This is a genomic window from Neobacillus sp. NPDC097160 (genome assembly GCF_044762155.1).
Lineage (GTDB): Bacteria > Bacillota > Bacilli > Bacillales > Cytobacillaceae > Neobacillus.
Map to the genome: position 1 here is coordinate 54,062 of NZ_JBIWDU010000009.1, position 12,828 is coordinate 66,889.

At 41.5% G+C, this 12,828-nt stretch carries 15 protein-coding genes; 13 read left to right on the forward strand and 2 right to left on the reverse strand.

The features are described from left to right. Window positions 1-11: 11 nt before the first annotated feature. Window positions 12-632, reverse strand: a complete 621-nt coding sequence (plsY, locus tag ACIQXV_RS14150) for a glycerol-3-phosphate 1-O-acyltransferase PlsY (RefSeq protein ID WP_402959833.1) — start codon at window positions 630-632, stop codon at window positions 12-14. A 361-nt stretch (window positions 633-993) separates the two neighbouring features. Between plsY and ACIQXV_RS14155 the strand changes: the two genes are divergently transcribed. The 8 genes from ACIQXV_RS14155 (at window position 994) to ACIQXV_RS14190 (ending at window position 7,649) form a co-directional block, all read left to right on the forward strand. Continuing rightward, entirely contained in the window at window positions 994-1,563 is a 570-nt protein-coding gene (locus ACIQXV_RS14155) for an RNA polymerase sigma factor (RefSeq protein ID WP_402959837.1), read from the forward strand. After that, window positions 1,560-2,135 carry an anti-sigma factor family protein gene (locus ACIQXV_RS14160; protein ID WP_402959839.1) on the forward strand — a complete coding sequence of 192 codons (576 nt, stop codon included), beginning with the start codon at window positions 1,560-1,562 and terminating at the stop codon, window positions 2,133-2,135. Before ACIQXV_RS14155 ends, ACIQXV_RS14160 begins: the two co-directional genes overlap by 4 nt. After that, on the forward strand, window positions 2,132-3,223 hold the full coding sequence (locus ACIQXV_RS14165) for a hypothetical protein (RefSeq protein WP_402959841.1): 1,092 nt from the start codon (window positions 2,132-2,134) through the stop codon (window positions 3,221-3,223). The genes ACIQXV_RS14160 and ACIQXV_RS14165 overlap by 4 nt, the downstream gene beginning before the upstream one ends. Then, the gene (locus ACIQXV_RS14170) at window positions 3,216-3,311 is read left to right on the forward strand and encodes an LPXTG cell wall anchor domain-containing protein (protein WP_402959843.1); all 96 of its coding nucleotides are present in this window, start codon (window positions 3,216-3,218) and stop codon (window positions 3,309-3,311) included. Before ACIQXV_RS14165 ends, ACIQXV_RS14170 begins: the two co-directional genes overlap by 8 nt. Beyond that, the gene (locus tag ACIQXV_RS14175) at window positions 3,308-4,222 is read left to right on the forward strand and encodes a hypothetical protein (RefSeq protein WP_402959845.1); all 915 of its coding nucleotides are present in this window, start codon (window positions 3,308-3,310) and stop codon (window positions 4,220-4,222) included. The genes ACIQXV_RS14170 and ACIQXV_RS14175 overlap by 4 nt, the downstream gene beginning before the upstream one ends. Window positions 4,223-4,392: 170 nt before the next feature. Next, window positions 4,393-5,334: a diacylglycerol kinase gene (locus tag ACIQXV_RS14180; RefSeq protein WP_402959847.1), complete on the forward strand. Its 942-nt coding sequence runs from the start codon at window positions 4,393-4,395 to the stop codon at window positions 5,332-5,334. A gap of 126 nt (window positions 5,335-5,460) precedes the next feature. Continuing rightward, window positions 5,461-6,006, forward strand: coding sequence for a cysteine hydrolase family protein (locus ACIQXV_RS14185; RefSeq protein ID WP_402959849.1), 546 nt, complete (start codon window positions 5,461-5,463; stop codon window positions 6,004-6,006). Window positions 6,007-6,185: 179 nt separating this feature from the next. Continuing rightward, window positions 6,186-7,649, forward strand: coding sequence for a nicotinate phosphoribosyltransferase (locus ACIQXV_RS14190; protein ID WP_402959851.1), 1,464 nt, complete (start codon window positions 6,186-6,188; stop codon window positions 7,647-7,649). 148 nt (window positions 7,650-7,797) lie between these two features. Here ACIQXV_RS14190 and ACIQXV_RS14195 read toward each other — a convergent pair whose 3' ends face one another. Further along, window positions 7,798-8,133: a L,D-transpeptidase gene (locus ACIQXV_RS14195; protein ID WP_402959853.1), complete on the reverse strand. Its 336-nt coding sequence runs from the start codon at window positions 8,131-8,133 to the stop codon at window positions 7,798-7,800. A 310-nt stretch (window positions 8,134-8,443) separates the two neighbouring features. Between ACIQXV_RS14195 and ACIQXV_RS14200 the strand changes: the two genes are divergently transcribed. From ACIQXV_RS14200 to ACIQXV_RS14220, 5 genes are read left to right on the forward strand one after another with little or no spacing between them, the layout of a single operon-like run. After that, window positions 8,444-9,628 carry an acyl-CoA dehydrogenase family protein gene (locus ACIQXV_RS14200; RefSeq protein WP_402959855.1) on the forward strand — a complete coding sequence of 395 codons (1,185 nt, stop codon included), beginning with the start codon at window positions 8,444-8,446 and terminating at the stop codon, window positions 9,626-9,628. Beyond that, window positions 9,615-10,487: a transporter substrate-binding domain-containing protein gene (locus ACIQXV_RS14205; RefSeq protein ID WP_402959857.1), complete on the forward strand. Its 873-nt coding sequence runs from the start codon at window positions 9,615-9,617 to the stop codon at window positions 10,485-10,487. Before ACIQXV_RS14200 ends, ACIQXV_RS14205 begins: the two co-directional genes overlap by 14 nt. A 21-nt stretch (window positions 10,488-10,508) precedes the next feature. After that, window positions 10,509-11,216, forward strand: coding sequence for an amino acid ABC transporter permease (locus ACIQXV_RS14210; RefSeq protein WP_402959859.1), 708 nt, complete (start codon window positions 10,509-10,511; stop codon window positions 11,214-11,216). 12 nt (window positions 11,217-11,228) lie between these two features. Further along, the gene (locus ACIQXV_RS14215; protein ID WP_402959861.1) at window positions 11,229-11,942 is read left to right on the forward strand and encodes an amino acid ABC transporter permease; all 714 of its coding nucleotides are present in this window, start codon (window positions 11,229-11,231) and stop codon (window positions 11,940-11,942) included. A gap of 23 nt (window positions 11,943-11,965) precedes the next feature. Then, window positions 11,966-12,721, forward strand: coding sequence for an amino acid ABC transporter ATP-binding protein (locus ACIQXV_RS14220; protein ID WP_402959863.1), 756 nt, complete (start codon window positions 11,966-11,968; stop codon window positions 12,719-12,721). Window positions 12,722-12,828: the final 107 nt, after the last annotated feature.

Sequence of the window (12,828 nt, forward strand, 5' to 3'; positions counted from 1 at the left end):
GGGAATCTTTTTTAAAATCCACTATTTTTTGGCGGGATACGGTCGTTAATCAAGTTCTTATCATTGATTTTCGGTTCGATACCAAGGATAAAATTGCGAATGTTGGACCGGTGTAGATAAATTAAAAATATCGAGAAAAATAAAAAGATAAGTTCTAAATCAAGCTTAGGAGAAATGAAGGCAAAGGCGAGCAGACTTAGGCCAACAGAGATGGAACCCAAAAATACATATTTCGTTAAAAAGATGACAAAAAAGAAGGTTACATAAGCAATTACGAGTAATGGAAAGTTTGCAATCAATAGTGCGCCTGCAGTTGTCGCGATTGCCTTCCCGCCTCTGAACCCAGCGAAAATGGGGAAGCAGTGTCCAACAACTGCCATAAGTCCAAAATACAGCGGTTCTGCGTCTAGGTTAAAATAGATGGGCAGGTAAGTCGCCAATGCACCTTTGGCTAAGTCGATCAGTAGGACAATGATGGCAGACTTCTTGCCGAGAACCCTCAGGGTGTTAGTTGCACCGGGATTTTTGCTGCCATGGTCGCGGATATCAACGCCAAAGACCAGCTTGCCCACTATCAGGGCGGTAGGGACGCTTCCGATTAAGTAGGAAGCAAGAAGCAACACCCAAAACATATGAATCACTTCCTCGCAATTATTTTCCATTTCTATTAGCATTTTATCATAATTAACTGGGATTATTTTGTTGTATTTTCACTATTTGGAGCTAAAGGGGGCGTTTTACATAAAGTGGTTGTTTTGGCCAAGTTGCTAATAGTTATGTATGTTTAGGAGAAGATATTCCAGAAATCTAACTGGACCAACATATGGCTATACCATATTTTTTTAGTAGATTAATATCATAAAATTAAATAGAATAACCTTTTCAGACGTGCGGAGTAGTTCTTGCACGTTTTTTGGTATGATGAAAAAGTTAAATAAAACTATTTAAATAGTGTAGGGGTTTAGCAAAAACTTATCGTCTATTCATATGTAAGTGAAAAGAAAGGGGGAGAGAACGATTAGTGACACAGCCTTAATTGAAAAAGTGCTGGAAGGCAATGATCATGCCTTTCGTCTTTTGGTTGAGAAGTACCGCAATGATGTGTTCCGGACTGTCTTTGCTGTTCTTCGCGATCAAAAGGAAGCGGAAGACGCTGCACAGGAAGTGTTTATGAAAATTTACACCTCTCTCCCCAAATATGAAAATCAAGGATTTAAAACGTGGATGACGCGCATTGCCGTTAACCATGCGATAGATGTGAAACGAAAACAGGCAAGAAGAAGAGAGGAAGTTGTCGACGCCCTCGAGCAAGAGGCATTAGCGACACCGAGGGATAGTGTAGAAAAAGAAATTATCGAGCAGGACCGGCGCAGGCTGGTTCGGAAAAAGTTGAATGAAGTACCCGAGAATTACCGTGAAGTGATATACGGCTTTTACATAGCGGAAAAAAGCTATCAGCAATTGGCTGAGGAACAAAATGTCCAGGTCAAGACGATTGAGACAAAGCTGTACCGGGCTCGGAGCTGGATGAAAAAGAATTGGAAGGAGGACGATTTTTCATGAAGCATTACAGTTACGATGAATGGATGGCATACGTTAAAGACGAAATCAGTGAAGGTAATCGCGAGGAACTTGAAAATCATTTATACACGTGCGACCAATGCCTTGAGAACTACTTGGAAGCAGTCTCAACCAATGAAACATCCCTTCCAGTTCTATCAAACCAAAGCAACTTCACAGACCAAGTAATGGCAATGGTGACGCCAAAGGCGGTGCCTGACACCGTTAAAGATCTAATTACTATGGAAAGAGTTCAATCGGTGCCTGACACCGTTAGAACTCTAAGCACTATGGAAACAGTTCGATTGGTGCCTGACACCATTAACACTATTAACAGCAAGGTTAGTAGGAAGAAGCGGTTTTATCAGCAGGCGGTGTTTCATTATTTGCTGGCGGCTGCTGCGACTATTGTCCTCATGTTTACAGGCGCGTTTCAATCGCTAGCCACATATGCGGGCAATTTAGAGAGTCCACGGCTCGTACAGGAAAAGAAGCCTTCGGTGACGGAAGGTGTTATTAATAAAACATTTGCATGGATGGATTCACTAGAAAAAAAGGAGGCAGATAAGAAATGAAAAATTCCACGAAGGCTTTAACATTATCACTTTTTCCCGGCCTCGGTCATATTTATTTCGGAAATATGTTTCGCGGGGTGATGTATTTACTATCGGTTATTGGTTTGGCATTCGTAACGGTTATTTCTTTATTCACCAATAATGAGGAAGTGGCAATCCTAGCCTTTATGGCCGGACTTGCCATCTACTTTATTAGTTTCATTGATATGGGTGTCCAGATTTCGAAACAAAAGAAAGTATTAATAGAATCAAATCCTGATTACCAGCATTCCAAGGCGGCGCAAGACTCAGAACGTTTTTATACTATTGTCTTATCGTTTATTCCGGGCCTTGGTCATTTTCAACTTGGTTTAATGAATCGTGGCTTAACACTTTTGGCAACATTTTTTGGCCTCGGCGTCATGGTTATTTTTATTACAGCACTTTCCAGCCGTTCAGAATTTCTGATCTTTTTGGCGGCACTACCCATCATCTGGGTGTATGGATTTTTTGATGCGGTACAGCAGGTAAATAAAAAGCAGCGCGGCGAGGAGCTAATTGACCGAACGATCTATGAGGATTTTGAATTACGCAGAGAAGACGGTAAGAAAAGTAAGGCAATTGCAACGTTTCTTTCGATTTTCCCAGGTGCAGGCCACTTGTATTTAGGTTTGCAGCGCCGCGGCATTCAGCTGATGGCAGCGTTCTTATTCTCGGTTTATATCTTAGATGTTTTACGGCTTGGCATCTTCTTGTTTTTAATCCCGATTATTTGGTTTTATAGCTTTTTTGACGCGATGCAGAAGGTTTCAAGATATGGTGAAGAAGAAATTGAAGATATCCCGATTATCTCGTATTTCCTTAACCATCAAAAATGGGTGGGAATTGGACTTGTCCTAATGGGTCTCTATTATTTGGTGATGAACGTCCTGATCCCGGCATTTTCACCAATGTTAAGCAGGATGATTCATATTGATGTCTCGTATTGGATGCAAGGCTACTTCCAGCCATACCTTCAGACCGGACTTGTTTGTGTCCTGTTGATTGGCGGCGGAATCAAGCTGTTATCCGGAAGTAAACATAAAAGGGAGGCGGAGAACAATGAGTAAGTGGGGAAAAGCAATAGCAGGACTGGCCATAATCGGAGCCGGAATTGGGTTCCTTTTTAGAAAAAGAAAGGTGGAGGAGGAAGCATGAGAACATGGCGTGTTGGGACGTTTTCGATGGGGGCCTCGCTCTTGTTTCTTGGCCTTTTCCTTTTCTTTTCGAGGATTTTGAACTTTAATCTTGTTCAGGTGATGACGGCGTGGTGGCCGCTATTATTAGTGGTATTGGGAGTCGAAATTCTCCTCTATTTGTTCTTGTCACGGCAGGAAAAGCCGGTGTTAAAATATGATTTTCTAAGTATTTTCTTTGTTGGCGTGATTGGGACGGTTGGTATTGCCTTTGCTGTCTTAAGCGCAACAGGTCTAATGGATAAGGCAGAAGAGGTAATGGCGAGGGAAGAACGGTCGTTTGAACTGCCTGCTTTTTCTTACCAGATGGACGACAGCATTAAACGAGTGGTAGTCAGGACAGTTGGGTATGATATGACAATTGAGGCAACCGAGGAAAAAGAGGTCTCGATGTTTGGTACATACCGGGTACAAACGGGGAAAAAAGAGCAGCTGTTGAAAAGTGCAGATGATATCATCGTGGCTAACAAAAAGGGTGATACGCTTTATTTAAATATGAAGACGCTGCCGAACGAGATTGGACCGTTTGATTCGCAGGGAATGGTCGCGGGAACCATTCTTGTACCGAAGGATGTAAAGCTTGAAGTAATCGGAACTGGTAATTCGTTAATGTTAAAGCCGCGCATGCTTGCAAACGACTGGGATATTGAGAGTGCCTCATCGATTATCGTTGATGTTTCGGAAAACAACAATTTGAAGGTAGCCGCTGTTGGGGTTGAGCATGTTAGCGGGAAAGACGGTGAGTGGCAGGTGTCAGAAAAGGAGAGTCCGGAATATGGGACGAGTAAGAATGCTGTTTATCAATCAGGTGAAGGTAAATACCGTATTCATATTGCTAATGCCTATGATGTTAGCCTTTACTCAAATCACTAAGAATCCTCGTTTATTTTTTGCAAAAAAATAAAAAGACGTTATGATAGTATACGGACGTTGAAGGAGATAATACTTCTTATGGCTTTTCAATTTGTTTGTAAGCGATGATAATAATTGGTAGAATATTGAATTGACAAAGCCATTGTTATTTAATAAATAGGATGATGATGATGAAAAGAGCAAGACTTATTTACAATCCTACATCAGGACGAGAAGTTCTGAAGCGGAATCTGCCGGAAATTCTTGGAAAATTAGAGGTTGCCGGGTATGAAGCATCTTGTCATGCAACGACGGGTGCGGGTGATGCCACGAATGCAGCTCGGATAGCTGTCGAGCGCCAGTACGATGTTGTCATTGCAGCCGGCGGCGATGGAACGATTCATGAGGTCGTAAACGGCCTGGCTGCGCAGGAATATCGTCCAAAATTAGGCATTATTCCGGCTGGCACAACGAATGATTTTGCCCGAGCCCTTCATATTCCCAGGGATGTTGGGAGTGCTGTGGATATAATCACGAAAGGGGAATTAATTCCCGTAGATATTGGCCGGATTAATGATCGCTATTTTATTAATATTGCGGGTGGCGGTAGAATTACCGAGATTACATACGAGGTACCAAGCAAATTAAAAACGATGCTCGGCCAGCTGGCCTACTATTTAAAAGGAATGGAAATGCTTCCTTCGATTAAAGCCTCGGATCTCAAGATTGAATATGACGGGAAGCTTTTTGAAGGGGAAGCGATGATGTTTCTGGTCGGGCTGACCAATTCGATTGGTGGCTTTGAAAAGCTCGCACCTGACGCCTCCATTAATGATGGTTTGTTTTCTCTGTTGATTTTGAAAAAAGTAAATCTTGCGGAGTTTACCCGGATTGCAACGTTAGCAATTCGCGGTGAACATGTGAATGACCCGAATGTAATCTACACACAGGCAAATCGGATAAAGGTTTATTCTGATGAAAAAGTGCAGTTAAATTTAGATGGCGAGTTCGGCGGCCTTCTGCCGGCGGAGTTTGAGAATCTATACCGCCATTTAGAGGTGTTCGTGCCCCTGGATAATATTCGTCCGAATGACCGGCCGACAGACTGGGAGTCGGGAAAAAGATATAGCTAAAGTGAAGTTCGTTCCGATTGGAGCGAGCTTTTTTGTCGCATAAGCATTAAATAGTTTCAGCGGTTCAGACTTCTGTGTATAATGAATTAAAGACATCAGTCAAGACAGTTAAAGGGGCGATGTGGTATGAAGGCATTCATTAATATCGATTACACCTATGATTTTGTTGCGGATGCGGGGGCGTTAACCTGTGGCGAGCCTGGGCAGGCGATTGAGGGGAAAATTGTTGAATTGACTAAAGAGTTTATTGCAAATGGCGACTACGTTGTTTTTGCCATTGACGTCCATGATCAAGGGGACGAATATCATCCAGAAACGAAGCTGTTCCCGCCGCATAATCTACGCGGCACCTCTGGCCGGGACTTATATGGTGCACTCCAACGAGTATATGAAGAGAATAAACAGCGTGAAAATGTTGCCTTTATGGATAAAACAAGATACTCGGCATTTGCTGGTACGGATCTTGAAATTAAATTACGAGAGCGCGGAATTACTGAGGTTCACTTGGTTGGTGTTTGCACCGATATTTGCGTGCTTCACACGGCCGTTGATGCGTACAATAAAGGATTTAAGATTGTTGTTTACAAGGATGCCGTTGCATCGTTTAATCCAGCGGGACATGAGTGGGCTCTGGGACATTTTGAACAATCGCTTGGAGCTATAGTTAAATAGACTTATTAAGCTAATAGGAAAGTATACATTTTCCCCAAAAATGTATACTTTCCTATTTCTCATAAATTTAACTGAGCCTCTGTCTTCGTCCTATAGGACTCGCCAATCGACGAGTTTCCATTTATGGTATTATGGGTTATAATGGTGAAAAGTTGTAATAGTATTTCGGAGGTCGAATTATGAAACACATTTATCATGATGATAGTTTAACTCTGCATACCGATCTATACCAGATTAATATGGCAGAGACGTATTGGAGAGATGGCATACATAATAAACGTGCGGTCTTCGAGCTATTTTTCCGCAAACTTCCTTTCGGAAACGGCTATGCTGTTTTCGCTGGCTTAGAAAAAATCATTCAGTTTATTCAAGGTTTCCGCTTTAGCGAAGAAGATCTAGAGTATTTGAAAAATGAAGTAGGTTACAAGGACGATTTTCTAGAATATCTAAAAAACATAAGGTTTACTGGCTCCATTCGTTCCATGAAAGAAGGCGAGCTGGTCTTTGGCAATGAGCCCATTTTACGGGTTGATGCCCCTCTGGGTGAAGCACAGTTAATTGAAACGGCTTTGCTTAATATTGTGAATTACCAAACATTAATTGCTACGAAAGCCTCCAGAATCAAACAAGTTGTCGGCAGTGAAGTGGCGATGGAATTTGGGACAAGACGGGCACAGGAAATGGATGCAGCGATTTGGGGAACGAGAGCAGCATATCTTGCCGGCTTTGATGCGACAAGCAATGTAAGGGCCGGGAAACTGTTTGGCATTCCTGTTGCTGGAACACATGCCCATTCAATGGTCCAAGCCTATAAAGATGAATATAAGGCATTTCATAAATATGCGGAAACGCATAAAGACTGTGTCTTTTTAGTAGATACGTATGATACCCTCCGTCTTGGTGTACCTAATGCCATTAAGGTGGCAAAAGAGCTGGGGGATAAGATTAATTTTATCGGGATCCGCCTTGACAGCGGCGACCTTGCCTACCTTTCAAAGGAGGCGCGTAAAATGCTTGATGAGGCTGGCTATAAAAATGCTAAGATTTTTGCTTCAAGCGATTTAGATGAGCACACCATTATCAACTTAAAAGCGCAGGGTGCTAAAATCGAGAGCTGGGGAATTGGCACAAAGCTAATAACTGCTTACGATCAAGCGGCGCTCGGTGCTGTATATAAAATTGTTTCAATCGAAGATGAGAACGGTAAAATGGAGGATACGATTAAGATTTCCTCTAATCCGGATAAAGTGACGACTCCCGGGATGAAAAGAATATACCGGATTATCAATAATACGAACCACCATGCCGAAGGTGATTATATCGCAATGGAGGATGAAAAACTACCGGAAAAACAGCTCCGGATGTTCCATCCAACCCATACCTACATTAACAAGGTGGTTACGAACTTTACGGCAAGAGAGCTCCATGAAGATATTTTTACGAATGGTGATCTCGTTTATGAAATTCCTTGTCTTGAAGAATCCCGCGCGTATCTGAAGCAAAATCTTGATGCGTTATGGGACGAGTATAAGCGGATTATGAATCCAGAAGACTATCCACTCGACTTAAGTCAAAAGTGCTGGGATAACAAGATGAAAAACATTGAAGAAGTGAAAGAGAAAGTTGCAGCGATGAAAGAATAAGCAGTAGTCGGGCGTCCTTAAGAAGGGCGTCTTTTTGTATATCTACTTAGAGGTTTGTCTAAAGTTAGAACTGAAAGATCCACGTAGTCCCGCCACAACGACGCAATGCCCTCCAACTATGTAGTAAAGATGAGCACGATATACAGAGTCATTTATGAATAACAACAGGAGTTCCAATTGAAACTCTTGATGATAAATCTAGAACATCATGGTTAAACATTCTAATACATCCATGTGAGACATTCTTACCGATGGATGCTGGGTTATTGGTTCCATGGATTCCGTAATGCGGTTTAGATAAGCCCATCCATAGCACTCCAAATGGTCCGCCAGGATGAGGTTGTTTATTGATGATCGTGTATGTCCCGGGAGGTGAGGGGGTCAATATTTTTCCAACTGCAATAGGATAAGTTTTTATAAGCCTATTTCCATCAAAAAGTTTCAATTGATGCTTCGCTGTCGATACATTAATCCATTGCGCCATGAAAAACAACTCCCATTTTTTTGAATAGTGTATGAAATAGCATAGGTGGTTGTGAATCATAGGTGATGAAATAAGGATCGGTATCGTCAGGATGATTGAATTCTAATATTAATAGTCAAATCAAATTTTTTAACAAAAGAACAAAACCCTAGTTGACTTATTGGATTAATGCGATTACTCTATAAATAGAAAATAAATATTTTGAATAGTACATTTAGTCTTATGAGCTTAGCTTATCAGTCAACTGAAGGCTGCTTCCGTTATAACGGGAGCAGTCTTTTTATTTTTACAATTAGGAGGCTGCAACAGCATGCAGGAAATATTTATTCAAAATAGCAAACAACGTGAGTGGCTTGGGCGCCTGTCCCCATTGGAAGCGGATTTTAAAGAAAAGGCCGCGACCTTTGACAAGGAAGGGAATTTTCCTCATGAGAATATTCAAGCCTTACGCAAAATTGGTTACACCAAGGTAACGCTGCCGGAAGAATTCGGCGGGGCTGGATTTTCTCTCTATGATGCCATTCTTTTGCAGGAAAAACTGGGAAGTTATGATGGCAGCACCGCGCTTTCGATTGGCTGGACATTAATGACCGTCGGAGAATTATTTGAAAATCGCTATTGGGACCCGGATAATCTAGCCTTTTTTGCTGAAGAAGTGAACAAAGGCGCCATCATTAACCGGGCGGTGAGTGAAGTGGCTATGGGAAGCCCAATTCGCGGCGGCCGTCCGGGAACAACTGCAAAGCAAATAGATGGAAAATGGATAATTAATGGGCGTAAGAATTATACAACCTGCTCACCGGAACTAGATTACTTCCTAACCTCTGCTTGGATGGAAGAAAAAGAAACCACAGGCTTTTTCCTTATTCCAAAAGAAGCTAAAGGTCTATCCATCGAAGAAAATTGGAATGTGATTGCCATGCGTGGCACTGGCAGCCATGATCTAGTATTAGAAAACGTGGTAGTGGATGAATCTGACTTAGTGGAAATTCCAAGTTACAATACGGGTTTCAAACTGAATGGCTGGGGTCTGCTGATTCCTGCAGCCTATTTAGGTATCGCACAGGCGGCCAGGGACTATGCACTGGAATTTGCCAATACCCATTCACCCAATAGTATAAAGGGTACTATCGCCGGGCTTCCAAATGTGCAGGCATTATTAGGCGAGATCGACTTGGAATTATACAAAGCTAGATTTGCCCTGTATGGTGCTGCAGAAGCTTTTATGGATAAGGATCGTAATAAATCTATTACAAATGAAGCACTTGTTGCCAAACATATCGTGACCAATTCAGCGATTACGGTCGTCGACAAAGCTATGCGATTAGTTGGTGCGAAAAGCTTGCAACTGACCAATCCGCTGCAGCGTTATTACCGGGATGTCCGGGCAGGCCTGCACAATCCGCCAATGGATGATCTAACCATTTCAAAATTAGCTCAAACCGCTATTCAACAATATGAATCTCAGGGAGGAAATGACAATGAAAATGAATAAGTTTTTAAAAATTGCCGGCACAGGAATAGCATTAATAACCCTAATCGCAGGGTGCGGCTCAACCACCAAAACCGGAGCAAAATCAGATGTAGCTGATTCTGGGAAAGAAGTAAGAAAGGTAAAGGTAGCATTTGACCAAGGTGGAAAACCGATAGGATACGTAGATGAAAAGGGTAATCCAACGGGATATGAAATTGAAGTCATGAAATTAGTAGATAAGGCACTGCCGGAATACGAATTTGAATATGTGCCAACAACAAGCGAGGATTTATTAGTAGGGGTGCAGCAAGGAAAATACCAAGCCGGGGTAAAAAATGCCTGGTTCACAGAGGAAAGAACAAAGAATTATATTTTCCCTAAAGAATTCCTCGGACTTAGCGGCGTCGGCCTATTGTTAAAAAAGGAAAAGAAAGATATTAAAGATTTATCAGATTTTGCGAAAGCTAAGCTTTCTTTAGCTCCGATTGCGGCAAGTAATGCTCAATATACGATTGTGGATGAATATAACCAAGCCAACCCTGACAATAAGGTTAAGCTGGAAGCCGGAGATGCCTTCACAGTGGATGTCGTTCAATGGGTAAATGAGGGGCGTGTAGATGGAGGCATATATTTAGGTGCAACGTACGAAAAGCAAGTTCTAGCTAATGATGGCCCTTATCATAATTTAGCGGATGACGTTATCTATAATGAGTTTACGGTTGTAAAAACGTGGCCATTATTCAACAAAAAAGAACAAGCATTTGCCGATGCCTATGATCAAGCCATTAAGAAACTAAAAGAGGAAAAGAAGACAAACGAGATCATGGTTAAGTTTTACAATAATGATTTATTTAAACTATTGGATACTGTAAAAAGGTAACAATCTAAATGGAGGCGGAACATGCAAAAGTATTTTGATGTTACCTACATTTGGAATGCCCTGCCACAGCTTATTCCATTTTTAAAAGTAACATTTATGGTTGCGGGTCTATCGGTTTTGTTCGGAACGATTTTAGGTTTTATCTTAGCCCTGATGAAGCTGGGAACGAGTAAAATGGCAAAAAAGATCGCCAATGGGTATACCACCATCTTAAGATGTACACCATCCATCGTTCTGTTATTTTTGGTTTATTACGGACTTCCAGCCATAATCAGTCCATTTGGTCCAGACCTGAATAATCTTCATACCGCTGTCTTTGTGATAATCACCTTTTCTCTTCAATTTGGGGCATTAATGTCTGAGGTGATGAGAACAGCCTATGAAGCGATTGACAGAGGTCAATATGAGGCAGCTGTTAGTGTCGGACTTAGTCCCGCGCAGGCATTTAGAAGAATTGTTTTACCGCAGGCTTTCGTAGTAGCATTGCCCAATTTCGGCAACAGCTTCCTAGAACTAATGAAAGAAGGATCGTTAGCCTATACCATTGGGCTGGTTGATATCATGGGAAAAGCCAGTCTTATCGTTTCAAATAACTATAATTCTCATTCCTTAGAAATCTATCTTGCCCTATCGCTTATATACTGGGTTCTATCGATATTAATTGAACAATTCTTCTTCAAATTAGAAAAAATATTCAGTAAAGGCAAACAGATGATCAACACAACATAAGGGGGTGACAGAGTGTCAGTCGGATTAGATTATCAGTTTTTAGTTAAAACCTTCTTGACAGCATTATCAGGAGTGCCTACAGCATTGATCATTACGATTGTTTCAATGCTGGTTGCTCTGCCTTTGGGATTTTTACTCGCATTATTCCGGATTAATCGAATTCCCGTCATCAGCCAGCTTGCGCGTGTCTATGTTTCGTTTGTCAGAGGGACACCTGTTATTGTGCAAATTTTTATTATTTTTACAAGTGTCCCCTTACTATTGACACCAATTTTTGAAAAATATCATGTTAAAACTAGTATTTATGATATCAATCCGATTTGGTACGCATTCATTGTTTTTTCCTTGAATACCACTGCTATTTTAATAGAAGTATTTCGATCCGCTATTAGCACGGTAAGCAAGGGTCAGTTGGAGGCCGCTTATTCCGTTGGATTAAACAATGTGCAGGCATTTAGAAGAATTATCATTCCACAGACATTAGTGGTGGCATTGCCCAATATTTGTACAGCAACGGTCAATCTCATTAAAGCTACCTCTTTGGGCTATGCGTTGTCATTGAAAGAGATTACGTTAAGAGCCCAAGTAGCAGCCAATGTTGGCTACAATTATATAGAAGCGTACATTGATATCTTTCTCGTCTATCTCCTTTTATGCAGTTTAGTGGAATACTTATTTAAGCTGTATGAAAAACGGTTACGGAAGTATAAAGAAGCCAGTGCCTAAGATCATGATGGGAGGCAAAACACATGTTAGAGATTAAGAATATCCATAAATCCTTTGGAAAGAATGAGATTTTGAAAGGAGTAGATTTAAAGATTGATAGGGGGGATGTGGTCGTCATTCTGGGCCCAAGTGGCTCTGGGAAAACGACCTTACTCCGTTGCATCAACTTTCTTGAGCGGGCGGATGAAGGGCAGGCTATTTTTGGGGATATTGATGTAAACCTCAACTCTGCCTCCAGAAAGCAAATTCATCAAATCAGGCAAAAGATCGCTTTTGTGTTTCAGAATTATAATTTGTTTAATAATAAAACCGCATTAGAGAATGTGACAGAAGGTCTTATTATTGGAAGAAAAGTTCCGAAAGCGGAAGCCAATGAGATCGGCAAACAGGCATTGGTGAAAGTCGGTTTGGCAGATAAATTGAATGCCTACCCCAGCGAGCTATCCGGTGGCCAGCAGCAGCGGGTAGGCATTGCAAGAGCCATTGCGTTAAATCCAGATATTATTTTATTTGATGAACCAACTTCGGCCCTCGATCCAGAATTAGTCGGCGAGGTATTAACCGTGATGAAAACCATCGCAAAAGAAGGAACCACCATGCTGGTTGTCACCCACGAAATGTCTTTCGCAAAAGACGTAGCAAACAGAGTGATCTTTATGGACGGGGGTGTCATCGTAGAACAAAATACCCCTAAGGAAATTTTCTCACGACCCAAAGAAGAAAGAACGCAGCAGTTCTTAAGGCGGGTCATACCTGAGGATTTTATATATACTATTTAAATGGACGGTTCTCTGTTTCACTTTTTTAGGAATGTAATATGAAGCAAAATCGTAAAATCAAGCGCAGTCATGTTTAGACTGCGCCTTTGATGTGTTATTATTGTATC